Annotated in this window: 18 protein-coding genes; 11 read left to right on the top strand and 7 right to left on the bottom strand. The window is 67.3% G+C overall.

Annotated elements, in window-relative coordinates; all coding sequences use genetic code 11:
• Positions 1–15: 15 nt before the first annotated feature.
• The 6 genes from trpB to ACOOE1_RS16740 all read left to right on the top strand — a co-directional run bounded on the left by trpB (position 16) and on the right by ACOOE1_RS16740 (position 5,634).
• A complete protein-coding gene (gene trpB / locus ACOOE1_RS16765) occupies positions 16–1,245 on the top strand; it encodes a tryptophan synthase subunit beta (RefSeq protein ID WP_420403347.1) in 1,230 nt (409 codons plus the stop codon).
• Entirely contained in the window at positions 1,245–2,081 is an 837-nt protein-coding gene (trpA, locus tag ACOOE1_RS16760) for a tryptophan synthase subunit alpha (RefSeq protein WP_420403346.1), read from the top strand. Before trpB ends, trpA begins: the two co-directional genes overlap by 1 nt.
• Before the next feature lie 33 nt (positions 2,082–2,114).
• Complete coding sequence (gene accD / locus ACOOE1_RS16755) at positions 2,115–3,041, top strand: acetyl-CoA carboxylase, carboxyltransferase subunit beta (RefSeq protein WP_420403345.1); 927 nt, start codon at positions 2,115–2,117, stop codon at positions 3,039–3,041.
• Positions 3,042–3,204: 163 nt separating this feature from the next.
• Complete coding sequence (locus ACOOE1_RS16750) at positions 3,205–4,380, top strand: bifunctional folylpolyglutamate synthase/dihydrofolate synthase (protein ID WP_420403344.1); 1,176 nt, start codon at positions 3,205–3,207, stop codon at positions 4,378–4,380.
• Between the two features lie 131 nt (positions 4,381–4,511).
• Complete coding sequence (locus ACOOE1_RS16745; RefSeq protein WP_420403343.1) at positions 4,512–5,255, top strand: SDR family NAD(P)-dependent oxidoreductase; 744 nt, start codon at positions 4,512–4,514, stop codon at positions 5,253–5,255.
• A gap of 22 nt (positions 5,256–5,277) precedes the next feature.
• Positions 5,278–5,634: a cupin domain-containing protein gene (locus tag ACOOE1_RS16740; RefSeq protein WP_420403342.1), complete on the top strand. Its 357-nt coding sequence runs from the start codon at positions 5,278–5,280 to the stop codon at positions 5,632–5,634.
• 41 nt (positions 5,635–5,675) lie between these two features.
• Here ACOOE1_RS16740 and gltS read toward each other — a convergent pair whose 3' ends face one another.
• A complete protein-coding gene (gltS, locus tag ACOOE1_RS16735) occupies positions 5,676–6,962 on the bottom strand; it encodes a sodium/glutamate symporter (RefSeq protein ID WP_420403341.1) in 1,287 nt (428 codons plus the stop codon).
• A 115-nt stretch (positions 6,963–7,077) separates the two neighbouring features.
• Positions 7,078–8,187, bottom strand: a complete 1,110-nt coding sequence (locus tag ACOOE1_RS16730) for an S-(hydroxymethyl)glutathione dehydrogenase/class III alcohol dehydrogenase (RefSeq protein WP_420403340.1) — start codon at positions 8,185–8,187, stop codon at positions 7,078–7,080.
• A gap of 159 nt (positions 8,188–8,346) precedes the next feature.
• Between ACOOE1_RS16730 and ACOOE1_RS16725 the strand changes: the two genes are divergently transcribed.
• Together ACOOE1_RS16725 and ACOOE1_RS16720 are read left to right on the top strand one after the other, a co-directional pair.
• On the top strand, positions 8,347–9,120 hold the full coding sequence (locus ACOOE1_RS16725; protein ID WP_420403339.1) for an SDR family NAD(P)-dependent oxidoreductase: 774 nt from the start codon (positions 8,347–8,349) through the stop codon (positions 9,118–9,120).
• A gap of 2 nt (positions 9,121–9,122) precedes the next feature.
• Positions 9,123–10,211 carry an enolase C-terminal domain-like protein gene (locus ACOOE1_RS16720; protein ID WP_420403338.1) on the top strand — a complete coding sequence of 363 codons (1,089 nt, stop codon included), beginning with the start codon at positions 9,123–9,125 and terminating at the stop codon, positions 10,209–10,211.
• Positions 10,212–10,217: 6 nt separating this feature from the next.
• On the opposite strand, the gene putA is transcribed toward ACOOE1_RS16720, so the two are convergent.
• Both putA and ACOOE1_RS16710 read right to left on the bottom strand, forming a co-directional pair.
• The gene (putA, locus tag ACOOE1_RS16715) at positions 10,218–14,105 is read right to left on the bottom strand and encodes a trifunctional transcriptional regulator/proline dehydrogenase/L-glutamate gamma-semialdehyde dehydrogenase (protein ID WP_420403337.1); all 3,888 of its coding nucleotides are present in this window, start codon (positions 14,103–14,105) and stop codon (positions 10,218–10,220) included.
• A gap of 91 nt (positions 14,106–14,196) precedes the next feature.
• Positions 14,197–15,354 carry a PQQ-dependent sugar dehydrogenase gene (locus ACOOE1_RS16710; RefSeq protein WP_420403336.1) on the bottom strand — a complete coding sequence of 386 codons (1,158 nt, stop codon included), beginning with the start codon at positions 15,352–15,354 and terminating at the stop codon, positions 14,197–14,199.
• 252 nt (positions 15,355–15,606) lie between these two features.
• On the opposite strand from ACOOE1_RS16710, the gene ACOOE1_RS16705 reads away from it, so the two are divergent.
• Together ACOOE1_RS16705 and ACOOE1_RS16700 are read left to right on the top strand one after the other, a co-directional pair.
• Entirely contained in the window at positions 15,607–17,742 is a 2,136-nt protein-coding gene (locus ACOOE1_RS16705) for a protoglobin domain-containing protein (protein WP_420403335.1), read from the top strand.
• Between the two features lie 315 nt (positions 17,743–18,057).
• Positions 18,058–18,879 (top strand): hypothetical protein, encoded by an 822-nt coding sequence (locus ACOOE1_RS16700; RefSeq protein ID WP_420403334.1) that lies wholly within the window; start codon positions 18,058–18,060, stop codon positions 18,877–18,879.
• An 18-nt stretch (positions 18,880–18,897) separates the two neighbouring features.
• On the opposite strand, the gene ACOOE1_RS16695 is transcribed toward ACOOE1_RS16700, so the two are convergent.
• The gene (locus ACOOE1_RS16695) at positions 18,898–19,665 is read right to left on the bottom strand and encodes a TSUP family transporter (RefSeq protein WP_420403333.1); all 768 of its coding nucleotides are present in this window, start codon (positions 19,663–19,665) and stop codon (positions 18,898–18,900) included.
• A 198-nt stretch (positions 19,666–19,863) separates the two neighbouring features.
• Between ACOOE1_RS16695 and ACOOE1_RS16690 the strand changes: the two genes are divergently transcribed.
• Entirely contained in the window at positions 19,864–23,451 is a 3,588-nt protein-coding gene (locus ACOOE1_RS16690) for an AsmA family protein (RefSeq protein ID WP_420403332.1), read from the top strand.
• Here the strand turns inward: ACOOE1_RS16690 and ACOOE1_RS16685 are convergent.
• Both ACOOE1_RS16685 and ACOOE1_RS16680 read right to left on the bottom strand, forming a co-directional pair.
• Positions 23,437–23,682, bottom strand: coding sequence for a ribbon-helix-helix domain-containing protein (locus ACOOE1_RS16685; RefSeq protein ID WP_420403331.1), 246 nt, complete (start codon positions 23,680–23,682; stop codon positions 23,437–23,439). The genes ACOOE1_RS16690 and ACOOE1_RS16685 overlap by 15 nt on opposite strands.
• Positions 23,679–25,049 (bottom strand): class I SAM-dependent RNA methyltransferase, encoded by a 1,371-nt coding sequence (locus tag ACOOE1_RS16680; protein WP_420403330.1) that lies wholly within the window; start codon positions 25,047–25,049, stop codon positions 23,679–23,681. The genes ACOOE1_RS16685 and ACOOE1_RS16680 overlap by 4 nt, the downstream gene beginning before the upstream one ends.
• Between the last annotated feature and the right edge of the window lie 44 nt (positions 25,050–25,093).

The following is a 25,093-nucleotide window of genomic DNA, read 5'->3' as shown; positions in this document are numbered from 1 at the left end:
CGAGGAAGTCTGACCATGGCCAGCGCCACGCCAGCCCCGAACACGTTCAGATCCGGCCCCGACGAGAACGGGCATTTCGGGATCTTCGGCGGCCGTTATGTCGCCGAAACCCTGATGCCGCTGATTCTCGAGGTCGAGAAAGCCTACCTGAAGGCGAAGGGCGACCCGGACTTCTGGGCGGAGATGGACTATTACCGCAAGCACTATATCGGCCGCCCGAGCGCGCTCTATTTCGCGCCGCGGCTGACGGAGCATTTCGGCGGCGGCAAGCTCTACTTCAAGCGTGACGAGCTGAACCATACCGGCGCGCACAAGATCAACAACGTGATGGGCCAGGCCCTGCTCGCCAGGCGCATGGGCAAGACCAAGATCATCGCCGAGACCGGCGCCGGCCAGCACGGCGTCGCGACCGCGACCGCCTGTGCCCTTTTCGGCATGGAGTGCGAGGTCTTCATGGGCGCCGAGGATGTCCGGCGTCAGAAGCCGAACGTCGACCGCATGCGCCTGCTCGGCGCCAAGGTGGTCCCGGTGACCTCCGGCTCCTCCACGCTGAAGGACGCGATGAACGAGGCCCTGCGCTACTGGGTCTCGAAGGCGGACACGCATTTCTACATCATCGGCACCGCCGCCGGCCCGCATCCCTATCCGGCCATGGTGCGCGACTTCCAGAGCATCATCGGCGAGGAAGTGCGCTGGCAGCTCGAGGAAGCCGAGGGCAAGCTGCCCGACGCGCTGGTCGCCTGCATCGGCGGCGGCTCCAACGCCATCGGCCTGTTCCATCCCTTCCTCGACGATCCCAGCGTCGAGATTTTCGGCGTCGAGGCGGCCGGCCACGGCATTCCGAGCGGCGAGCACGCGGCCTCGCTGACCGGCGGAAACCCCGGCGTGCTGCACGGCAACCGGACCTACCTGCTGCAGGACGATGACGGGCAGATTACCGAGGCACACTCGATCTCCGCCGGTCTCGACTATCCCGGCATCGGCCCCGAGCATTCCTGGCTGCATGAATCCGGCCGGGTGAAATATGTCAGCGCCACCGACACCGACGCGCTCGAGGCCTTCGCCCTCTGTTCCAAGCTGGAGGGCATCATCCCGGCGCTGGAGCCGAGCCATGCGCTCGCCTATGTCGGCACGATGATCGGCGATCTGGCGAAAGACAAGATCGTGGTCATGAATCTCTGCGGCCGCGGCGACAAGGACCTGGATGCGGTAATTCCGCGGCTCGAGAAGATGGGCAAACTCTGATGGACTACACCGCTTCGCGCCTCGACAAATGCTTCGCCGCCCTGAAGGCGGAGAACCGCCCCGGCCTCGGCATCTTCGTGACCGCCGGAGATCCGGACCAGGAGACCTCGCTCGCGATCCTGAAGGCCCTGCCCGGCGCCGGCGCCGACATGATCGAGTTCGGCATGCCGTTCTCCGACCCGATGGCGGACGGCCCCTCGATCCAGGCCTCGAGCCAGCGCGCACTCAAGGCGGGCGCCACGCTCACCGGGACGATCGAACTGGTGCGCAGGTTCCGCGAAGAGGACCAGAGCACGCCGGTGGTTCTCATGGGCTATTACAACCCGATCTACATCTACGGCGTGGAGCGCTTCCTGACCGACGCGATCTCGGCCGGCGCCGACGGGCTGATCGTGGTCGACCTGCCGCCGGAAGAGGATGACGAGCTCTGCGAACCCGCGGTGAAGCGCGGCCTGCCCTTCGTCCGCCTGGCGACGCCGACCACCGATGATGCGCGGCTGCCGAAGGTGCTGACCAATACCAGCGGCTTCATCTATTATGTCTCCATCACGGGGATTACCGGGACCGCCGACGTGCCGATCGACATGGTCCGCGCGGCGATCGGCCGGTTGCGCAACCATACCGACCTGCCGATCGGGGTCGGTTTCGGGATCAAGACCCGCGAACACGCGGCAGCCATCGGGTCCGTCGCCGATGCCTGCATCGTCGGCACCGCGGTGGTGAACGCGCTTGCCGGCACGCTGGACGAGAACGGAAAGGCCGCGCCGGGCACGGTCGCTGCCGTGACCGATCTGGTCGCGGAACTGGCCAGGGGCGTGCGCGAGGCGCGCGGCTGAGATTTGAACCCGCGGAGTGCGGAGTGAGATGAGATGAACTGGATCACCAACTCGGTCCTGCCGAAGATCAAGGCGCTCGTGCAGCCGCACGACGTGCCGGACAACCTCTGGATCAAGTGCGGCGGCTGCGGGGAGATGATCTTCCACCGCAATCTCGAAGAGAACCAGCAGGTCTGCCCGAACTGCGAACACCACATGCGGCTCGGCGCGGAAAAGCGCCTCGAGATGCTGTTCGACGGAGAGAAGCACGACCGGATCGAGCTGCCGAAACCGGTCCTCGACCCGCTGAAATTCCGCGACCGCAAGCGTTATACCGACCGCCTGAAGGAAGCCCAGTCGAAGACCGGCGCCGAGGACGCGATCATCGTCGCGCACGGCAAGATGGGCGGCGCGCCGGTCGTGCTCGCGCTCTTCCGCTTCGATTTCATGGGCGGCTCCATGGGCATCGCGGTCGGCGACGCGCTGGTCCGCGCGGCCGAACTCGCCAAGGCGCAGAAGGCTCCGCTCGTGGTCTTCCCGGCATCGGGCGGCGCGCGGATGCAGGAAGGCATCCTCTCGCTCATGCAGATGCCGCGCACGGTGATCGCACGCGAGATCGTCAAGGAAGCCGGCCTGCCCTTCGTCGTCGTGCTGACCGATCCGACCACCGGCGGCGTCACCGCCTCCTTCGCGATGCTCGGCGACATCCATATCGCGGAGCCCGGCGCCATCATCGGTTTCGCCGGCCAGCGGGTGATCCAGGAGACCATCCGCGAGCAGCTGCCGGACGGCTTCCAGCGCTCGGAATATCTGCTCGAGCACGGCATGGTCGACATGGTGGTGCACCGCAAGGAGCTCCGGAACACGCTGATCCGCGTCTTTTCGATGATCCGCTCTCCCCTTCCGGAGGCGGAAGTGGTGAAGCTGCCGAAAGCCGCCGCGAGCCCGGCCGAGAGCGTCGAGGAGGACGAGGAGAGCTGAGGCTCTCCTCCCGGAGGATCCCGAGATTTCCGCATCCAAGCCCTCGCCGCAGCCGATCCTCGAGAGGCTGCAGCGCCTGCATCCGAAACTGATCGACCTGACGCTCGACCGGCTGGAGCGTCTGCTGGAGAGGCTCGGCCATCCGGAGCGCAAGCTGCCGCCGGTGATCCATGTCGCCGGGACCAACGGCAAGGGCTCCACGATCGCCATGCTGCGCGGGATCTACGAAGCAGCCGGACGCCGCGTCCATGCGGACACCTCGCCGCATCTGGTGCGCTACAACGAGCGCTTCTACATCGCGGGCGAGGAAATCGGGGACGCCGCGCTGGTCGCGATCCTCGAGGAATGCGAACGCGCCAATGCCGGCGTACCGATCACGCTTTTCGAGATCACCACGGCGGCGGCCTTCCTCGCCTTCTCCCGCACACCCGCGGACGTGCTGCTGCTGGAGGTCGGGCTCGGCGGGCGGTTCGACGCGACCAACGTGATCGAGACCCCGGCCGTCTCCGTGATCACGCCGGTCTCGATGGACCATATGAGTTTCCTCGGCGACACGATCGAGAAGATCGCCTTCGAGAAGGCCGGGATCCTGAAGCCGGGCGTGCCGGCCGTGATCGGTCCGCAGGACCCGGCGGCGCTTGCGGTGATCGAGGCGCGGGCGGCGGAGGTCGGCGCACCGCTCTACCGCCACGGCCGGGAATGGACCATCGCGGAGGGCGGCGACGGCATGCTCTTCAGCACCGGCGGGACCACGCGGCGCTATCCGCGGCCGGGCCTGCTCGGGGCGCACCAGGTCGCCAATGCCGGGCAGGCGCTGATGGCCGCGGAGCTTGCCGAAAAACCCGTCCCGACGACCGAGGGCGCCCGCGCCAAGGGCATCGCCGAGGCGCGCTGGCCCGCCCGCATGCAGCAGCTGCGGGAGGGCGCTCTGACGGACTATCTCGCGCCGGGCTCGACGCTCTGGGTCGACGGCGGCCATAACGAGAGCGCCGGGACGGCCGTCGCCGCGATCCTCGACGGCTGGGCGAAGGAACCGGGGGCGCCGCCCGTGCATCTTCTCTTCGGCTCCCTCAACACGCGCGACCCTGCGGCTTTCCTGAAACACCTGAAGGGCCACGCGAAGCGGCTCTATGTCATGCCCGTTCCGGGCGAGGAGAACAGTCTGACCGAGGACGAGCTGATGGACGGCGCCAAACGCGCCGCCATGCCGGCCGTCCCGGTCAGGTCCGTGAAGCAGGCCCTCCGCGACAGCCAGAAGAAGGGTGCGCCCGTGCGCTTCCTGATCTGCGGCTCGCTCTATCTCGCCGGGCACGCGCTCGGGATCAATTCCGGCGGCTGAGATTTTCGGCGCCACTCTTTTTTCGTCATCCCCGCGCACGTGGGGACCTAGGGAAGATAGGCTGTGTTCTAAGCTCCCCAGGTCGCCGCATTCGCGGGAATGACAATTGTCTGTTCTTGGGGAGCACACAAATGGATCTCGGACTCAAAGCGAAGAACATCATCGTCACCGGCGGCACCCGCGGCATCGGGCTCGCGATCGCGGAAGCCTGCGCCGCGGAAGGCGCCGCCGTCTCCGTCTGCGGGCGCAGCGAGAAGAGCCTCGCCTCCGCGGCGGAGACGCTGACCGCCCACGGCGGCACAGTGCACACCGCGATCTGCGACGTCGCCGACGCGGACGCGCTGAAGGCCTATATCGAGACGGCGGCAGGCGCGCTCGGCGGCATCGACGGGCTGGTGAACAATCCCTCCGGCTTCGGCGCAAGCGACGACGAGGAAAGCTGGAAGAAAGGCATGGATGTCGACCTGATGGGCGTCGTCCGCGCCACCTGGGCGGCCTATCCGTACCTGACGAAGAGCCAGGGTTCCGTGCTCACGATCTCCTCGATCTCCGGCATCGGCGCCTCCACCTCGATTCCCTACGGCGCGGTCAAGGCGGCGGTGATCCAGCTGACCCAGAGCCACGCGCAGAAGTTCGCCGCCGACCGGGTGCGGGTGAACTGCATCGCCCCGGGCTCGATCGAGTTTCCGGGCGGCAGCTGGGAGCGGCGCAAGACCGAGGCGCCGGACGTCTATACCTCGACCCTCGCCCGCATCCCGTTCGACCGCTTCGGCCGGCCCGACGAGGTCGCGAAGGTCGCCGCCTTCCTGCTCTCCCCCGCCGCGAGCTGGGTCACCGGCCAGACTGTCGCGGTCGACGGCGGGCAGAACCTCTAGGACGGGCGAAAGGACGCGCAGCATGGCCATCGAAGCCGTGAACCTCGCCGGTAAACTCTCGAAATTCAGCGAGCACTGGTCGCCGAAAAAGGTCTCCGCCTTCAACGGGCATGACATCATGGTCGTGAAGGTGAAAGGCGCGTTCAACTGGCATTCGCACGACGATACGGACGATTTCTTCCTTGTGCTGGAAGGCCGGATCCGGATCGAGACCGAGGACGGCGACGTCACCCTCGGGCCGGGCGAGCTCCATGTCGTCCCGAGAGGCGTCCGGCACCGGCCGGTCGCCGAGGAAGAGGCGCATCTGCTGCTGATCGAGAAGGCCGGCACCCCGAATACCGGCGATGCGGCGACGGCGGCGACAATCACCGAGATCTGACGCCGGGAGGCGGGCGACCGGCCGGCCGCCTCCCAGCCGCCTCACAGCCCGACGAAGAAGCCGATGACGACGGCGTTGGCGAGGTCGACGAAGAAGGCCGAGACCAGCGGCAGCACGATGAAGGCGAGCGGCGCCGGGCCGAACTGCTTGGTGACGGCGGACATGTTGGCCATCGCGGTCGGCGTCGCGCCGAGGGTGAAGCCGGCGAAACCGGCGCTGAGCACGGCCGCGGTATAGTCCCGCCCCATCGCCCGGAAGAAGACCAGGACGATGAACGCCGCCGCCGCGAGCACCTGGAGCGCCAGCACCGTGACCAGCGGCCCGCCGAGCCCGGCGAGCGTCCAGAGCTGGATGCTCATCAGCGACATGGCGAGGAAGATCGAGAGACTGTAGTCGGAGATGACGGCGAGCGAGCGGCTGCGCGACGGGAACGGCAGCTTCGGGAGCAGCGCCGGAACCACATTCGCCAGCACGATCCCGGTGAACAGGCAGGGCACGAACAGCGGCAGCTTCAGGTCCGCGGCCGCAATCCCCTTGTTGGCGAAATAGCCGATGATCACCGCGATATGGGCCCAGAGCAGGGCCCGCATCAGCGTGATGTGGTTGACCTGTCCCTCGTCCTTCCCGTCCTCCTCCTTCGGGTGCGGCATGCCCACCGTGAGAGTCTGGCCGTCCGCGCCGGAGAGGCCGTGGCGCCGGATCAGGAACTGGGCGATGGGCCCGCCGACGAGGGCGGCCGAGACCAGGCCGAGGGTCGCGGCGGCGATCCCGATCTCGCTGGCGCCGGCAACGCCCGTCGCGGTCTCGATCGTCGGCCCCCAGGCGATCGCGGTGCCGTGCCCGCCGATCAGCGCGGCCGAGCCGATCAGCACGCTGAAGGCTGCGGGCAGGTCGAAGAGCTGCGTGCCGAGAAAGCCGACGACATTCTGCAGCACGATGAAGAGGAAGGTCGCGACCAGCAGGATGGCGAGCAGACGGCCGCCGCGGGCCAGGTCGGCAAGACGCGCGTTGAGCCCGACCGTCGCGAAGAAGATGACGAGGAACTCGTCCCTCGCCTCGAGGTCGAAGGCGATCTCGATATCGAGGAAGACGTAGAGCAGCCAGACGAGAACCGCGACGAGCAGTCCGCCGGAAACCGGTTCCGGGATGTTGTAGGCCTTCAGGAAGCCGACCCTGCGGGTCAGCGCGGCGCCGAGAAAGAAGACGATGATGCCGATCGTCACGGTCGGAAATGGCGGTATCTCGAACACGCGGCCCCCCGGATGAATGTCCCCGGCGCGATCATAGGCCGCGCGCCACGGCTTGCCGAGCCCGAAGAGTGCCCGCAACAGTCGTCATCCCGGCCGCAGAGCCGGGCCCCGGATGATCATGGGGTAGAGCCCTCCGCCCCCGGGTCACGGATCGGGGTCCGGGATGACGGAATATGGTTGGGCTACGTGGCGGTCAGTACACCACCACGCTGCGGATGCTCTCGCCCGCATGCATCAGGTCGAAACCCTTGTTGATGTCGTCCAGCGGCATGGTGTGGGTGATCAGGCTGTCGATGTCGATCTTGCCCTGCATGTACCAGTCGACGATCTTCGGCACGTCGGTGCGGCCCCGCGCCCCGCCGAAGGCGGTGCCGCGCCAGGAGCGGCCGGTGACGAGCTGGAACGGGCGGGTGGAGATTTCCTGGCCGGCGCCGGCGACGCCGATGATGATGCTCTCGCCCCAGCCCTTGTGGGCGCATTCGAGCGCCTGGCGCATGGTGGTGACATTGCCGATGCACTCGAAGCTGTAGTCGGCGCCGCCCTTCGTCAGATCCACCAGATAGGGGACGAGATCGCCCTCGACCTCCTTCGGATTGACGAAATGGGTCATGCCGAACTTCTCGGCGATCTCTTTCCGCGCCGGATTGATGTCGACGCCGACGATCATGTCCGCCCCGACCATGCGGGCACCCTGGATCACGTTGAGGCCGATGCCGCCGAGGCCGAAGACGACGACGTTGGAGCCCGGCTCCACCTTGGCCGTGTTGACCACCGCGCCGACCCCCGTGGTCACGCCGCAGCCGATGTAGCAGATCTTGTCGAACGGCGCGTCCTCGCGCACCTTGGCCAGCGCGATCTCCGGCATCACCGTGTGGTTGGCGAAGGTCGAGCAGCCCATGTAGTGGAAGATCTTCTCGCCGTTGATCGAAAACCGGCTGGTTCCGTCCGGCATCAGGCCGGCGCCCTGGGTGGTGCGGATCTTCTGGCAGAGATTGGTCTTCGGGTTGAGGCAGTATTCGCACTCCCGGCATTCCGGGGTGTAGAGCGGGATCACGTGGTCGCCCTTCTTCAGGCTGCTCACGCCGGGGCCCACGTCGACCACCACGCCCGCGCCCTCATGGCCGAGGATCGCCGGGAAAATGCCCTCCGGATCGTCGCCGGAACGGGTGAACTCGTCGGTGTGGCAGATCCCGGTCGCCTTGATCTCGACCAGCACCTCGCCCGCACGCGGTCCGTCCAGGGTGACGGTCTCGATCTTGAGCGGCTTGCCGGCCTCGAATGCGACGGCGGCTCTGGTTTCCATGGCGTCCTCCCTAGCGTGCCCCGATTGGATTTCGAGGCTAACAGTCTTTCATCGCCCGCGCTTTTGCAATGCGCGTCTCGGAACGTTCCCCATGCGCCATTCTCCTCGACCGGGGCCCGAAAGCGCGGAAGAATACGGGCAGTCAGAGGGAGGAAACAAATGACCGACAAGGTTGCGATCACCGGCGGCGCGTCGGGGATCGGATTCGCCATTGCCGAGAAGCTGCATGCCGATGGCGGCCGGGTCTGCCTGCTGGACCTGAACGAGGACAGTCTCAAACAGGCGAAGCGGAAGCTCGGCGGCGACAGGGTGATGACCGGCGCGGTCGATGTCCGCGACGAGGCCGCGCTCAATCTTGCGATCCGCGCCGGCGCCGAATTCATGGACGGGCTCACGGGCTGCGTCGCCAGCGCCGGGATCGGGCACCGCAAGACCATCCTCGACGGCGACGCGGAGGATTTCGCGCGCATCATCGCCATCAACCTGACCGGGGTCTACACGACCCTCCGCACGGCGGCGAAAGTGATGATCGAGCGCGGCACCGGAGGCTCCCTCGTCTCGCTTGCCAGCGCGACCGGCGTCCGGGGCTGCGCCGAGCGGGCCGCCTACGGCGCGTCCAAGGCCGGGGTGATAAACCTGACCGAGGTCGCCGCACTCGAATTCGCCAGGCACGGGATCCGGGTCAACGCGCTTTGCCCGGCGCCGATCAACACCCCGCTGATCGAGCGTGTCCAGGACGCCAATGTCCGCGCCGAGTGGATGCAGGGCATCCCGATGAACCGCTATGGCGAGCCGGCGGAGGTCGCCGAGCTTGCCGCCTTCCTGCTGAGCGACAAGGCCTCCTACATCACGGGCCAGGCGGTGAATATCGACGGCGGCTGGTCGGCGGCCGGCGTGCAGACCGCGGCGACGCGGATCGCGAAGGGAGCTTGACGATGACCGGAACCAGAGACATCAGGATCGGCGGCTTCACCGTCCGCACCGTCGTGGTGCCCCTGCCGCAACCGCACAAGACCGCGTCCGGCACCCTGCAGGCCGCCCCGCTCGTCCTGCTCGACATCGCGACCGATGCCGGGATCACCGGCTCGGCCTATCTCTTTCCCTATTCGGACTATTTCCTCCGCCCCCTCGCCCAGCTCGTGTCGGAGCTGGAGGCGAAGGTGAAGGGCGATGCGCTGATGCCGCGCGACGTCTGGATGAAACTGCGCACGCTCTGCCGGCTTTCCGGCTGGCCGGGTCTCATGGCGTCGGCGGTCGGCGGGATCGACATGGCGCTCTGGGATGCCGCGGCGAAGGCGCAGGGCCTGCCGCTCGCCGCCCTGCTCGGCAGCGCGCCACGCCCGGTCCGGGTCTATGACAGCCTCGGGCAGATGGGCCCCGAGGAGACCGCGCGCGATATCGAGCGCTCGCTGGAGGACGGCTTCCGCGCCTTCAAGGTGAAGTCCGGCGCGCCCGATCCGCGCGAGGACGTCGCCGTCGCCCGGGCGATCAGATCGGTTGCCGGCGAGGATGCCTGGGTGGCGATGGATTTCAACCAGGCCTTCAGCGCCGACGAGGCCGCAAGACGCATGCACCTGCTCGACCACGAGGGCCTCGCCTGGATCGAGGAACCGGTCGCCTGGGACGATGTGGCCGGGCATGCCAATGTCCGCGCCGCCATCGCGACGCCGGTACAGTCTGGCGAGAACTGGTACGGCGCGCGGGACATGGCGAAGATGCTGGAGGCGGGCGCGATCGACCACGCGATGCCGGACGCGATGCGGATCGGCGGCGTCACCGGCTGGATGGAGGTCGCGGGGCTCGCCGCCGCGCACAATATCCCGGTCTCGAGCCACCTGTTCCCGGATCATTCCGTGCATCTGCTGGCGGCAACGCCGACCGGGCATATCCTCGAATGGTTCGACCTTGCCGCCGGCATCCTCGCCGAACGGCCGAGGATCGCGGACGGCCTCGTGGTGCCGCCCGACCTGCCGGGTGCCGGAATCGTCTGGGACGAGAAGGCGATCGACGAATACGCGGCGTGAGTGCCGTCAGCCGATCGACATCAGGCTGGCATTGCCGCCGGCGGCCGCCGTGTTGATGCTGATCGACTGCTCCTCGACGAGCCAGTCGAGACAGTAGTCCTCCCGGCCCGACGCAAGCCCGGCGGGAGAGACGCCCTGCACGCCGACCAGCGGTCCGTCGCGCCCGGCCGCCAGCTTCTGGATCTCGATCAGCGCATCCGCGTCGCCTTCGAAGAGCACGGCGGCAAGAGCGGGCTCCGCCACCCAGTCCTTGGTCAGCGCCACACGGTCGCGGAGATCCTTCGGCAGGCCGGACACCAGGCTGGTGGCGGCGCCGTTCTCCTGCAGGACCGCCGCGTTGCCCGCCGCGAGGATCGCCGCGACCTGGCGCAGCAACCCGGCCTCGCCCGAAGCGATGGCGGCGACGCGGCCTTTCGGATGCACCAGGTAGCGGTTGCGCTCCCCGACCGGCCCGGGCAGGTCGAGATCGGTGCCGAGCGGCGAGCGGGCGATATAGGCCCTGGCGAGATCGGCCTCCGCGCCGCGCCCCGTATCCCGGAGCCAGGTCTCGAACTGATGTGCCGGCTCCGGTCCGACCTCGGGTGCCCGGTCCCGCAGTGCCGACGTGAAGGGACGCCGCGCCAGCAGGCGATTGAGATAGAGCGGTCCGCCCGCCTTCGGGCCGGTGCCGGAAAGCCCGCGGCCGCCGAAAGGCTGCACACCCACGATGGCGCCGATGATGTTGCGGTTCACATAGACGTTCCCCACCGCAATCCGCCGCGCCACACGGTCGATGGTCTCGTCGATCCGGGAATGCACCCCGAAGGTGAGACCGTAGCCGGTCGCGTTGATCGCGTCGACGAGCCGGTCGAGACCGCTGCGCTTGAAGCGGATGACGTGCAGCACCGGACCGAACACCTCGCGCTCGAGCTCGGAGATGTCGCCGATCTCGATCAGGGTCGGTGCGATGAAGGTTCCGTACCGGGTCTCCGGCGGCAGGTCGAGGCTCTCGACCCCGTTGCCGCGCTCGCGCATGGCGTCGATATGGGCCTGGATCGTGGTCTTCGCCTCTGCGGTGATGACCGGGCCGACATCGGTCGCGAGCCGGTCCGGGTTGCCAACCGCGAGCTCCCGCAGCGCGCCCTTCAGCATCTCCAGCATGCGGTCGGCCACGTCGTCCTGCAGGCAGAGCACGCGCAGCGCCGAACAGCGCTGACCCGCGCTGTCGAAGGCCGACATGATGACGTCGGCGACGACCTGCTCCGGCAGGGCCGAACTGTCGACGATCAGCGCGTTCTGCCCGCCGGTCTCGGCGATCAGCGGGATCTGCGTGCCGTCCGGCGCGAGGCGACCGGCGAGGCCCGACTGGATCAGCCGCGCCACCTCGGTCGAGCCGGTGAACATCACCCCGCGCACCCGGCTGTCGGCCACCAGCGCGGCGCCGACATCGCCCGCGCCCGGTAGCAGTTGCAGAACGTCTTCCGGAATGCCCGCCTCGTGCAGCAGGCGCACCGCCTCGCCGGCGATCAGCGGGGTTTCCTCCGCCGGCTTCGCCAGCACCGGATTGCCCGCGGCGAGCGCCGCGGAGAGCTGCCCGGTGAAGATCGCGAGCGGGAAGTTCCACGGGCTGATGCAGACCACCGGCCCGAGCGGGCGATGGCTGTCCATGTCGAACTTGGTCTCCACCTCGCGCGCATAATAGCGCAGGAAATCCACCGCCTCGCGCACCTCGGCAATGGCGTTCGCCATGGTTTTGCCGGCTTCGCGGACGCAGATCCCCATCAGCACCGGCATCCGCGCTTCCATCAGGTCGGCGGCGCGCAGCAGCAGGGCGGCCCGCTCCGCCGGCTCGGTCGCGGCCCAGACCGGAGCGGCCGCCTCCGCCACGGCGAAAGCCTTCTCGATCGTCTCCGCGTCGGCGTCCCTGACCGTGCCGACGAGATCGCGTCGATCGGACGGATTGCGCAGCTCGCGCACCGTTCCCGACGGATCGTGGCCCGGCACCGTCGGCGCCGTCGTCCAGAGACTCTCGGCGCTGGAGAGCAGCGCGGCCGAGAGCGAGCCCAGGCGTTGCTCGTTGGAGAGGTCGAGACCTTCCGCATTCGGGCGCGCCTCGCCATAGAGCTTGCGCGGCAGACTGATCTGCGGATGCGGCGCGCCGACCGGCGTGATCGCCTGCGCCGCCGCGACCGGGTCGGCGACCAGGTCCTCGACCGAGAAATCGGGGTCGGCAATGCGGTTGACGAAGGAGGTGTTGGCGCCGTTCTCCAGCAGCCTGCGGACGAGATAGGCGAGCAGGGTCTCGTGACTGCCGACCGGCGCATAGACCCGGCAGGGACGGTTCAGCTTGTCCTTGCCGACGACCTCCTCGTAGAGCGGCTCGCCCATGCCATGCAGGCACTGGAACTCGTACTGGCCGGCATAATAGTTCGGCCCGGCCATCTGCATGATCGCGGCGAGACTCTGGGCGTTGTGGGTCGCGAATTGCGGATAGACCGCATCCGGCGCCGCCAGCAGCTTCTTGGCGCAGGCGAGGTAGGAGACGTCGGTATGGATCTTCCGCGTGAAGACCGGGAAATCCTCGAGCCCGTCGACCTGCGCGCGCTTGATCTCGGTGTCCCAGTAGGCGCCCTTCACCAGCCGGATCATCAGCCGGTGGCCGCTGCGCCGGGCGAGATCGATCAGGTAGTCGAGGACGAAGGGGCAGCGCTTGGAATAGGCCTGCACCACGAAGCCGATGCCGTTCCAGTCGGCGAGGTCCGGATCGAAGCAGAGCGCCTCCAGCAGATCGAGCGAGAGCTCCAGCCGGTCCATCTCCTCGGCGTCGATATTGAGTCCGATATCGTAGGAGCGGGCGAGCAGCGCCAGCTGCTTGAGGATCGGCAGCAGCTCTTCCATCACCCGGTCGAGCTTCTGGCGCTGGTAGCGCGGATGCAGGGCCGAGAGCTTGATCGAGATCCCCGGTCCCTCGTAGATCCCGCGGTTCTTCGAGGCCTTGCCGATGGCGTGGATCGCCTGCTCGTAATCCTTCAGGTAGCGCGCCGCGTCCTCGGCCGTGGTCGCCGCCTCGCCCAGCATGTCGTAGGAATAGCGGAAGCCCTTCTTCTCCATCACGCGGCTGTTGGCGAGCGCCTCGGAGATGGTCTGGCCGGTGACGAACTGTTCGCCCATCATCCGCATGGCGACGTCGACGCCGCTGCGGATCAGCGGCTCCCCGCCGCGCCCGATCAGCTTGGTCAGGGCCGCCCCCATGCTCTCCTCGCTCTGGGTCGAGGTCAGGCGCCCGGTGACCACCAGACCCCAGGTCGCCGCATTGACGAAGAGCGAGGGGGAATGGCCGAGATGGGATTTCCAGTCGCCGCCGGAGATCTTGTCGCGGATCAGCGCGTCCCGGGTCTGCCGGTCCGGGATGCGAAGCAGCGCCTCAGCGAGACACATCAGCGCGACGCCCTCCTGGCTCGAGAGGTCGTATTCGTGGATCAGACCCTCCACGCCGCCGCGCATGTTTTTCTCACGCAGGGCGACCACCAGCTCGCGGGCAAGGTCGGTCGCCGCCCGGAGCTTGGCCGGCGGCAGGCTGGCCTCGGAGATCAGGTAGGGCAGGCACTCGGTCTCGGGCTTGCGGTAGGCGGCGGTGATGCGGGCGCGCAGCACGCTCTGGGCCTGAACGCCCTGGGCGAAATCGAGGAAAGGCCGCGGCCCCGGGTCGGCGGCCGCCGGGCCGTCTTCGAGATCGACCCCGGCTTCGGCGCCGAGATAGCCGTCGAGCGGCTCGCCCCGCTCGATCCGCTCGATGGCGCCGAGCAGCGACTGCTTGACCAGCCAGTGCGGCGTGCGGCCGACCCGCTCCGCCGCGTCGCGCAACCGCGTCCGCAATTCCTCGCTGACTTTTACCCCGATGGTCTGCGCCGCCATGACCGTCCCCGATTAGCAGAACCCGAACGCGGCAAGGTTACACCACCGACACATCATGGGTGCAACCCCGTTTTTCAGAGGGGCAACCCCGCTACTCCGACGGCTCCAGCCGGAGTAACTGTCCGTCGTAGCTGTCGGTCAGGACATAGAGCAGTCCGTCCGGCCCCTGCTTCACCGCGCGTATCCGCTCTCCAAACTCCTCCAGCAACACCTCCTGCCCCGTCACCCGATCGCCCTCGAGCGTCAGGCGGCGGAGATGGGAACCGGCCAGCGCCCCGACGAAGAGATCGCCGCGCCAGCGCGGAAAGCGGTCGCCGACATAGAAATCCATCCCGCTCGGCGCGATCGACGGTACCCAGTAGATCACGGGCTGCTCCATGCCCGGCGCGGCGGTCTTGTCCGAGATGATGGCGCCGCTGTAGTCGATCCCGTAGGTGATCGCGGGCCAGCCGTAGTTGCGGCCCGGACGCAGGATGTTCACCTCGTCCCCGCCGCGCGGGCCATGCTCGTGGGTCCAGATCACGTCGGTTCCCGGCCGGAGCGCCATGCCCTGAACGTTGCGGTGGCCATAGGAATAGATCTCCGGACGGACACCCGGCCGGCCGACGAACGGATTGTCCGCCGGAACCGTGCCGTCGTCATTGAGGCGGACCACGGTCCCGATATGGTTTGCCGGATTCTGCGCCTCCTCCATGTACCCGCCGCGATCCCCCATACTGACGAACAGGGTCCCGTCCGGGGCAAAAGCGAGCCGGGAGCCGAAATGGCGGCCGCCCGACACTTTCGGCTGCTGGCGGAAAATGACCTCGAGCCCGACAAGCGAATTGCCGGAGAGCCGCGCACGGGCCACCTCGGTCCCCGCGCCTCCCGCGCCGCGGCCGGAATAGGAGAGGTAGAGCAACCCGTTCGAGGCAAAACCCGGATGCAGCGCCACGTCGAGCAACCCGCCCTGACCTGAAGCATGGAATTCGGGCAGGCCGGACACCGAAACGGGCTCGCCCCCATCCGCCCCGAAGAGAAGCAGTCCCCCCTCGCGTTCGGTGACCAGAATTCGCCGGTCCGGAAGGAAGGCGAGACCCCAGGGATGGGCCAGTCCTTCGGCCAGCGCAACGGCCCTGAAGGCATGCCGCTCAGAGCGCTGGACGGGAAGATCGGCGGCGGACGCACAGCCGGAAACCGCAACCGAGAGAGCAAGGGCGGCGCAAAACGCCTTCGGCAGCGCCTTTAATTGCTTGAATTGCAGCAGCATATCGAGTCACCCCAAGATTGCATACAATTGCTAGATGGCGCTCCGACAGCATCGGGCAAGTCGAAATTCGCCCGGGCATTGTCTTCAGATTGGTTGATTTCTTCCGTTCGACCGGTTGAATCGGAATTTTTGAGAATATCCAGAATATTATTGTATTATTTCGCGAGCGCATCGCAGGATAGAGGAAACGAATGCGGGAACTGATCGCGAAAACGCGATCATGATAACGATCTGAGGGGCAGGGACAGCGCTATGCCGGATATCGCGCAGACTTCACGATTGGCTTTTGCCGGGCTGGACAAGAACACTCTTTCGGACATGAAGGCCATCTGGCCGGTGATCGAGGCCGGACTGCCGTCTGTGCTCGATGCGTTCTACGAACATATCTCGGCCGCTCCGGAAACAGCCGGGATCCTTGAAAAAGGCCCCGGCATCGATGCCCTCAAGCGCGCCCAGACGGAACATTGGCGCTGCGTCTTCAATGATGGATTCGACGACGCGCATCTGCAGCGCGCGATCCGGATCGGCAGGATCCACGCCCGGATCGGCCTGACCCCGCGCTGGTATATCGGCGCTTACGCGTTCATCCAGCCGCTTCTCTTCCGGTTGATCGCGAAGAAGTACAAGCGGACCGAAGACGCCCTCCGCTACTGCAACGCCGTCTCCAGGGCGATCGCGATCGACATGGATCTTGCCCTCGAGGCCTACAGCAGCTCCGACGAGGCGGTGAAGCTGCAGAACCAGATCCTCAATATCGCCGACACGCTGGAACGCGAGATCGACCAGACCGTCGAGGAAGTGACGCTGCAGGCCAACCGCGTTGCCGGCCTGACCAACAGCCTTGCGGAGGCGGCGAACGACATGGCCGCCCTTGTCAACGAGGTGCGGCAGGCAACGGACGTGACCGCGAACAACGTCAACTCTGTTGCCGCCGCGACGGAGGAACTGAGCGCGTCGAGCCAGGAAATCGCCACCCAGGTTTCCGAGTCGGCAACCCTGACGAACCAGGCGACCAGTTCGGCAGACGACGCCCGCAATCAGGTTTCCGCGCTGGAGGAAGCCACCACGAACATCAGCTCGGTCGTCGACCTCATCAATACGATCGCAGCGCAGACCAAGCTGCTTGCGCTGAACGCGACGATCGAGGCGGCGCGTGCGGGGGAAGCCGGCAAGGGTTTCGCCGTTGTGGCCTCGGAGGTGAAGTCGCTCGCCCAGCAGACCGAGAACGCCATCCAGGATGTCAGCCAGCACACCTCCAACGTGCAGGCCGCGACACGCAATTCCGTCGACGCGATCACCGGCATCGCGGCGAAGATCAACGAGGTGAACGGTATCGCAACAGGGGTCGCCACCGCCGTCGAGGAACAGCAGGCCGCCACCAGCGAGATCGGACGCTCCTCGAACGAGGCCTCGGAAATGACGGCACAGGTCGCCGACGCCATCGCGCGGGTCGCCGAGCATGCCGACCGTACGAGCAAGTCCGCCGGCGCCATCGAGACGCTGGCGAAGAATGTCAGCGTCAATGTCGGCGACATGAAACGCCGCCTCGCCATTGTCGTGCGCTCCAGCAGTCAGGCGGACCGCCGGGCCAATGACCGCGTTCCGACCGTGATCGAGGCCGATATCGAGTTCGGGGACCTGCGCGAGAAGGGCTTCATCGCCGACCTCTCGCCCCGCGGCGCACTGCTGCTCTGCGACAACCAGGAAACGGCCACCCCGGATACGAACGGTCACATCTCCCTGGCAAACGGCCTCCGCATCCCCGCCCGCGTGGTCGCGGCCACCTCGCTCGGCCTGCATGTCGGGCTGACCAACCTGACGGAGGACACCGCCGCGGCCGTCAGCGCCATGATGGAACAGGCGATGGGCGAGAACGACGTCTTCCGGGAAATCTGCCAGGAAGCCGCCAAGGAGGCATCCGACGCACTCAATGCGGCAATCCAGTCGGGGCGGATTTCGCTCGAGGACATGTTCGACAGCCACTACACCGCCATCCCGGGCACCAATCCGATCCAGTTCTCAACCAAGTTTGTCGAGCTGACGGACGAGATCCTGACCCCGATCCAGGAACGCGGCAAAGCCAGGGACGAGCGTATCCGGCTGCTCTGCGCGACCGACCGGAACGGTTATATCGGCACGCACAACAAAGTCGTCTCGCAGCCCCAGCGGCCGGACGATCCGGTCTGGAACGCGGCCAACTGCCGGAACCGCCGGATCTTCGACGATCGCGCGGGCCTGCTCGCGGCGGGGAACCGGGAACCGCACCAGCTGCAGACCTATATCCGCGACATGGGCGGCGGGAAGAAGGTGCTGCTGAAGGAAATCGACTGCCCGATCACACTCTCGGAGCAACACTGGGGCAATATGCGCTGCGCCTTCGTGCCCTGAGACGACACCGGGCGGGACGGCGCGCCCCGCAGAAGCCATACCTTTCAGCCCCGCGCACAAGGCTGCCCCGTGCACTTGCGCTCCGGGGCCCGCCCCGGAATACCGAAGCGCGAGCCGGCATGGCCGCGCGACGCGGGATAGCGTCCACAAGAAAATTGGAGGAAATGGAAGACAGCCCCGTCGAATTGCCTCTATAATCCCTCAAATTGAATCTTTCCCGCCAGGAACTCTATCCCAAAGGCAAAATGTCGTATATAATTTCAAAGTGACCTGATTTTTGAGCATGAACTTTCTGAATTGAAAGTGATTTAGCCAATGGGCCGTTACCTGGTATTGGACGAGAGGGCCGAACGCGAAGCGCGTGTCATGCACCGCTATCGTGCGGAAATCGCGTCCTACTGGGCAAAATGGCATCTTGGCGTCGCCCTGATCGCGTCCCTCGGCATGATTTTCCTGACCGGCCTGCTGATCGCCCTCTGGAACGCCGCGATTCTCGGCATCGGGCCGACCATCAACGACTGGGGCGACTTTTCCTTCGTCCTCGACATCCGCCTGTTCAACTGGCGCGTCGACCCGGATTACTACGACCGCCTCGTCACCTATCCGCTGACGCCGCTCACCCTCGATCACATGCCGTGGGCGCATCTCTTCGGCTTCATCACCTTCGGCTCCTGCCTGATCACCGCGATGATGAGCATCCTGCATTTCGATCCGATCATCAGCCATGACCCGAACCGCTATATCCGGATCGAGCCCGTGCGGCTCTCGCCGACGATCGAGGTCTATTTCGAGAGCGACCGGGGACGCGACCAGAAATGCGTCATCGACGTGATGTTCACCGCGCCCGGTCCCGCCAGTGCCCAGGTGATCCGAGAGAAGTGCAAGGCCATCTCGCAGCATTGTCAGACCGACATCCAGAGTCTGGTCGACAATGCCGTCTGGCAGATCCGGGTCCCCCAACTGCGCCGGAAACTTGCTCAGATCGCGACGCAGTACGTCCCGCGGGACGCCATCCACGACCTGCAGATCCGGTCGATCAAGATGCATGACGTCATCCGGCCGATGACCATGCAGGTTCCGGTCTCGGAGCTGCCGGCCGACGTCGTGCCGCTGCCCGCGGCAGCCGGCTCCGACTAGCCCGGCGTTCGGAAGGCTTCAGAACAGCGCGGTCAGTTCACGCCCCCCGACCCAGAGCAGGCGTACCGCCAGCAGGGTGAGTACGGTCTTGAAGCCGATTGCGAAGACCCGTTCGGGCAGCCTCTCCAGAACCTTCTTGCCGGTCGCGGTGCCGAGGAAGCCCGTCGCGATCATCGCGGCGATCAGCGGCACCCATTCCATGAAGGCGAAGCCGAGAATCCCGAAGGCGACGATCTTCACGCCGTGCTGCATGGTCATGCAGGCGCTGTGGGTCGCCACCGTCGCCATCTTGCCGTAGCGGTCCGGCGGCAGGAAGGCGGCGAGCAGCGGCCCGGTGGCGCCGACGAACATGGTCGCGAAGGTGGTCGCCAGGCCGACGGCGGCGAAGCCCGGCGCCGGAACCTTGTGCTTGCCGAGGCGCGGCCCCCAGACCGTATAGAGAATGAAGAGCGCCAGCACGGCCTGAAGGGCGGCCTGCGGGACGGCGACGACCAGCTGCGCCGCGATCGCCGCGCCGACGACGGCGCCGAGCACGAAGAAGCCGAAGAGTCGGTGCTGCAGATGCTCCCGCATCAGGTAGGCGCGTCCGGCGTTGGAGCCGAGCTGCACCACGCCATGCACGGGGATCACGGCGAGCGGCGGCAGCACCGAACCGATGGCGACGAGCATCATGACTCCGCCGCCGAGGCCGAACGCGACGGTGACGGCGGAGGTCACGTAGCTGAAGAGCACCAGCGCGACAGCGCCCCAGAGCGGTACGGCATCGGGTATCAGGAAAGCGAGCACGGTCGGATTTCCGCAAAAGTTTCTTGCCGGTAGAGGCGGCAGCTTATCCCATCCCGCGCGTCGCGCCACCCGGTCGATCTGGTGACTTGCGCGCCGGTCCGGGCCATATAGATTGGACATCCAATTGCGGCCATATTGATGCCGCAGTCTACACGGTCGCGGGTAGCTCCGTGCGTGCGGCACCTGATGGAGGCAATTGTGAAGAAACTGGTTCTCGCGATCCTGGCGCTGCTGATTGTGCTCGGCGCCGTGATTCTCGTCGGCCCGGGTTTCGTCGACTGGAACAGCTACAAGACCGAGATCGCGAGGGCCGTCGAGGAGCAGACCGGCCGCGAGCTCGAGATCGACGGCGATATCGGTTTCCAGGTGCTGCCCGCCCCGCGTCTTTCGGTCGAAAAGCTGCGCCTCGCGAATGCCGAGGGCGGAACCGGGGACACCTTCGTCTCGGTCGGTGCGCTGCAGATCCATGTCGCGCTGGCGCCGCTGCTCAGCGGCCGTATCAAGGTCGCCTCGATCACTCTGAAGGACCCGGTGATCCGGCTCGAGAAGTTCGCCGGCGGCGGCAACAACTGGACGTTCGCGAGCGGCACGGACACGGCGCCTCAAGCCGATGCCGGGTCAGAGGCCGCAGACGGCGGCGCTCTCGATCTGAGCCTCGACGGCGCCGAAATCGTCAACGGACAGGTGAGCTTTCTCGATCATGCCGGCGGCACCGAGCACACCGTCACCGGGCTCGATGCGATCCTCAGCGCCGAGAGCCTGAACGGCCCCTTCAAGGCAAAGGCCGGCCTGGTCTATCAGGGCCTTCCGCTCACCCTCTCCGCGGCCACCGGCCGGATCGACGCCGGGCGCGCGACCGTGCTGGAAGCCGTGCTCTCCGTCGGGCAAGAGGCTGCGGAAGCCTCCTTCGGTGGCACGGTGGTGCTGGGCGAAACGCCGCGCCTGATGGGCTCGGTAGCGGCGTCCGGCGCCGACCTCGTCGCTGCGGTCGATGCCCTTGCGCCGCTTGGCGTCGCCAGGGGAACGGTCCCCCCCGCCCTCAAGGGAGCGTTCAGGTTCTCCGCGAAGCTGGAAGGCAACCAGGAGCGGCTGACCGCGAGCGATCTCACCCTCACCGCCGGCGGCCTCGTGTCGAAGGGCCAGGTTTCCGCCGAACTGGCCGATCCGCTCGCCATCGATGCCGCGCTGTCGGTCGACCGCTTCTCGCTCGACGAGCTTCTCGCCGCGTTCGGCGGTGCGGCCGGAACGCCCGCCGCCCCGGCCGGGTCCGGCCCCTCGGCACCGGGCAAGGCCGCCGCCCCGTTCGCGCTCCCCGACGGGATCGAAGCCGACCTGGCGCTGACCGCCGACGCCATGGATTACCGCGGAGGCGTGGTCCGGCAGCCCAGGGTGGAAGCCACGCTGACGAACCGGACCGTGGTGCTGAAAGTGCTCAGCGCACAAATGCCCGGCGGCTCGGATCTCACCGTTTCCGGCACTCTGGAGAGCGCGGACGGTAAGCCGCGCTTCGCGGGGCGGGCGGATTTCGTCTCCGACAATCTGCGCGGCGCCCTTGCCTGGCTCGGCACGGACCTCGATGCCGTCGCGCCGGACCGTCTTCGCAAGGGCAGCCTCGGGGCGGATATCACCGCGACCCCGGAGCAGGTCCAGCTCACCAACTGGACGATGGATCTCGACACCACCCAGATCCGCGGAGGACTGACCCTGCTGCTGCGCGAGCGGCCGGCTTTCGGCCTCGCGCTCAATCTCGGCAAGCTCAATCTCGACGCCTATCTGCCGCCGGAAAGCGCCGGGGACGGAACCAAGGCGGGCGGTGATGCCGGCCCGGCCGCGTCCGGCGGCCCGTCGCCGATGCAGCAGGCGGCGGTCGCGCTCAATAGTTTCGATGCCAATATCAAGGTCAATTTCGAAGAGCTCCTGATCCGCCAGACCGCGATCCTCGACGGCAAGATCGACGCCACGATCCAGAACGGCGCCCTCAACCTGCGCAACCTGTCGATCGCCGACCTCGGCGGTGCGCGGGTCGATCTGAGCGGCTCGCTTGCCGGTTCCGTCGCCGATCCCAACACCAAACTCGACTTCGAGATCGACGCGAAATCCGCGGCCCGACTCGCGCGGCTCGGCGGCGTCGAGCCGAACGAGATCCTTCAGCGGGTCGGCGCCGTGAAACTCGCCGGGAGCATTCTCGGCGACCTCTCGAACCTGACTCTCGACGCGACGGCAAGCGCCGTCGGCGGAAGCGCCTCGATCAAGGGCGTGCTGCAGCCGCTGGCCCGGCCGCTCGGCCTCGACCTCGCCCTCAAACTGCAGCATCCGGACGTGAAACGGATGGCGGAGACCCTGTCTCCGGGCGCCCTGCCCGCGGACATGACCCTCGGGGCGGTTGCGCTTGCCGCGACATTGGTCAGCGTCGAGAACGGCGCCTTCGGCGTGGATGCGACAATGGATCTCGATGGCGGCCGGTTCGGCGTCTCGGGTACCGTCGATACCGGTGGGAGCGTTCCGGTACTCGCGCTCGACACCCGATACGCCCATCCCGACGTGGTTGCGCTGATCCGGCACTTCGCTCCCGCCTACAGCCCGGCAAAACGCGATCTCGGCCCGGTGAACCTGGAAGCCCGGCTCGAAGGCGCGACGGACGATCTCGCCATCAACGGCCTGAAACTCGGCGCCGGCCCGCTGGCGCTTACCGGCACCGCGGCTCTCGCGCTGAAGGAGCCGCGCCCGAAGCTGACATTTGCCGCGGAAGCCGGAACGGTGGCCATCGATCCGTGGCTGCCGAAGGGCAGCGCCCGTCCTGGCGGCGGCGTCGCGCCGGCCGTTCCCGTAAAGAGCGGCGCGCGCGCCTGGTCGCGCGAGACCATCGACACCTCCGGATTGCTGACCGCCGATGCGGAAATCTCGCTGAAGGCCAAGCAGGTCCGGTACGGCGCCTACCTGTTCGACAATCTGGATCTCGCCGCCACGCTGGAAAACGGCGTGCTGGCCGTTTCGCGTCTCGCCTCCGGCCTGTTCGGCGGCACCGTGGACGGAACCGCGAGCCTCCGCCATGCGCCGACGCCGGCGGCCGAGATGACGCTCCGGATCAGGAACGCGGACGTGCGCCAGGCCGCGATGTCGGCGGCCGATGTCGCGCAGGTCACCGGAACGCTCGACTACGAGACCGCGCTCCAGACCAGCGGGCGCAGCGAGTTCGCCCTCGTTTCCGGCCTGCAGGGCACCGGCAACATGGCGGTCCGGAACGGCACCGTCGACGGCTTCGACCTGCCGGCCGTCAGCGACCAGCTGAAGCAGCTCGACCGTTCCGTCGATTTTCTCGTGCTGGCCCAGAAGGCGATGAGCGGCGGCACCACGCCGTTCGACAGCCTCACCGCGAGCTACAGGATCACTGACGGCGTTCTGCGCTCCGAGGATATCGCGCTCAAGTCCGGGACGGCAGAGGGCCGCGGGACGGCCGTCGTCAACCTGCCGCCGCAGGAAATGGACGTAAACACCCAGTTCTGGCTGAGCGAGCATCCGAACTCGCCGCCGATCGGCCTGCGCATGGTCGGACCGCTCAACAATCCTCGTCAGGTTCTCGATGCGAACAGGCTCCAGGCCTTCGTCCTGCAGCGTGTCATCGAACGCGGGATCCTGCGCCAGTTCAACAAGGGCGGCAGCGGCGCCCAGCCGCAGGGCTCGGGGAGCGCGACCGAGACGCCATCGGCGGCGCCGTCGCAACCGGTCGAGAAGCTGACGCCGGAAAAGGCCCTGCAGGGCGTGTTGAAGGGACTACTCGGAAACTGAACCGGCTCCGCCGCTCTGGAGTTCTGCGAGCACGAAGACGCGCAGAGCGCTCGAGAGATTCCCCGTACGCGTGGCGTCAACCTCGGAGACGAGGGTGTTGATCGAAAGCCCGCGCCGGCGGGCGATCTGTTTCAGCGCCTCCCAGAAGGCTTCTTCGAGCGAGATCGAGGTCTGATGCCCGGAAACCGTGACCGTGCGCTTGCGCAGACGGGTCGGGTCGGCGGCGCTCACCGCGCCGCCCGCTCGAAGGTGGCGACGAGCTCGATATGCGGGGTCCAGAGGAACTGGTCAATCGGCGTCACCCCGGTGCAGATGTATCCGCCGTCGACGAGCGCCCGTGCGTCCCGGGCGAAGGTCGCCGGATTGCAGGAGACATAGACCAGACGCGGCACGGAGGAGTCGGCGAGCGCGATGCACTGCTCGCGCGCGCCGGCCCGTGGCGGATCGAGGATCACGGCCTCGAAGCGCGCCAGTTCCTTGCCCGCGAAGGGACGCTGCGTCAGATCCCGGCGCTCGGTCCGGAGGCGCGCGCCGAGGCCCGCCGCATCCGCCCCCGCCCGGATCGCCGCCAGCAGGCCGCCATCCCCCTCCACCGCCACGCGATCGGTCGCCGTTTCGAGTGCCAGGCAAAGAGTCCCGCACCCGGCATAGAGGTCGAGCACCGTGCGGGCGGCGCCAATTCCCTCGCGAACACATCGCTGGATCGCCGCTTCGCCGTCGCGCGTCGCCTGCAGGAAGGCCCCGGGCGGCGGAGAGACGGGCACACCGCCGAAGCGTATCTCGGGCCGCCGGCGCTCCGTCAGCGGGACCGCGTCCGTCAGGGTTTCGTCACCCGCAAGGTAGGACAGCCGCGCGAGATCGTGCGTGTCGGCGAAGACGGCCAGGCGCTCGCGAAATCCCAGTCCCGGATGGGCCGGCAGCCGCAGCAGCACGTCGAGCCCGTTATCGAGCGCGTTGACGATGCAATCGACGCCCTCGCCGGGCTTCAGGACCGGTTCGAACAGGGCCCGCAGCGGCTCAAGCAGGGCGAAGACTTCCGGCAGCAGGACCGGACATTCCGCAAGCTCGACGATCCTGTTGCTGGCCCGCTCGTGGAACCCGGCGATCAGCTTTGCCCCGATCCGGCGCAGCACGAAATCGGCGCGCCGGCGCGTGCCGGGGGCGGCGGGATGCAGGTCCGCCACCGGGACCCGGTCGAGCCCGACCCGGCGCAGATGCTGCACCACCTGGTCCCGTTTCCAGCCACGATAGGCTTCCGCCGAGAGATGCTGCACGGCGCATCCGCCGCAGGCCATGAAATGGGCGCAGGCGGGCTCGATCCGCTCGGGCGACGGCTGCACCAGTTCGATCAGCTCGCAGGCCACACCCTCGCCCCGATCGGAGACCGGCCGCACCCGGACCCGTTCTCCCGGCAGCGAGAAGGGAACGAAGACCGGTCGCGTTTCCGCGGCATAACCGACCTTGATCTCCGCCTGGGCAAGTCCGTCGCCGCGTCCGCCGAGACGCTCGACCTCGAGCTCCAGGATCGTGCTGTTTGCGGCGAAACGTCGCCGCTGCCCGTCGCGTCCCCGCTTGCTTCTCTGCCGTCCGCGGCCCATAAAGCGTCCATCCTTTTCGCGCGTGCGCGGCCCGGTCCGCCTTG

The sequence above is a fragment of the Nisaea sp. genome (assembly GCF_965216895.1).
In the GTDB taxonomy this organism is placed as follows: domain Bacteria; phylum Pseudomonadota; class Alphaproteobacteria; order Thalassobaculales; family Thalassobaculaceae; genus Nisaea.
Note: the sequence above shows the minus strand (reverse complement) of the source record. Positions and strands in the feature narration are given on the sequence as shown.

What these genes read in the sequence shown, in the direction of transcription:
- trpB (WP_420403347.1), top strand. Translation starts at nt 16, where the DNA reads ATGGCCAGCGCCACGCCAGCCCCGAACACGTTCAGATCCGGCCCCGAC.
- trpA (WP_420403346.1), top strand. Translation starts at nt 1,245, where the DNA reads ATGGACTACACCGCTTCGCGCCTCGACAAATGCTTCGCCGCCCTGAAG.
- accD (WP_420403345.1), top strand. Translation starts at nt 2,115, where the DNA reads ATGAACTGGATCACCAACTCGGTCCTGCCGAAGATCAAGGCGCTCGTG.
- ACOOE1_RS16745 (WP_420403343.1), top strand. Translation starts at nt 4,512, where the DNA reads ATGGATCTCGGACTCAAAGCGAAGAACATCATCGTCACCGGCGGCACC.
- ACOOE1_RS16740 (WP_420403342.1), top strand. Translation starts at nt 5,278, where the DNA reads ATGGCCATCGAAGCCGTGAACCTCGCCGGTAAACTCTCGAAATTCAGC.
- ACOOE1_RS16730 (WP_420403340.1), bottom strand. Translation starts at nt 8,187, where the DNA reads ATGGAAACCAGAGCCGCCGTCGCATTCGAGGCCGGCAAGCCGCTCAAG.
- ACOOE1_RS16725 (WP_420403339.1), top strand. Translation starts at nt 8,347, where the DNA reads ATGACCGACAAGGTTGCGATCACCGGCGGCGCGTCGGGGATCGGATTC.
- ACOOE1_RS16720 (WP_420403338.1), top strand. Translation starts at nt 9,123, where the DNA reads ATGACCGGAACCAGAGACATCAGGATCGGCGGCTTCACCGTCCGCACC.
- putA (WP_420403337.1), bottom strand. Translation starts at nt 14,105, where the DNA reads ATGGCGGCGCAGACCATCGGGGTAAAAGTCAGCGAGGAATTGCGGACG.
- ACOOE1_RS16710 (WP_420403336.1), bottom strand. Translation starts at nt 15,354, where the DNA reads ATGCTGCTGCAATTCAAGCAATTAAAGGCGCTGCCGAAGGCGTTTTGC.
- ACOOE1_RS16705 (WP_420403335.1), top strand. Translation starts at nt 15,607, where the DNA reads ATGCCGGATATCGCGCAGACTTCACGATTGGCTTTTGCCGGGCTGGAC.
- ACOOE1_RS16700 (WP_420403334.1), top strand. Translation starts at nt 18,058, where the DNA reads ATGGGCCGTTACCTGGTATTGGACGAGAGGGCCGAACGCGAAGCGCGT.
- ACOOE1_RS16680 (WP_420403330.1), bottom strand. Translation starts at nt 25,049, where the DNA reads ATGGGCCGCGGACGGCAGAGAAGCAAGCGGGGACGCGACGGGCAGCGG.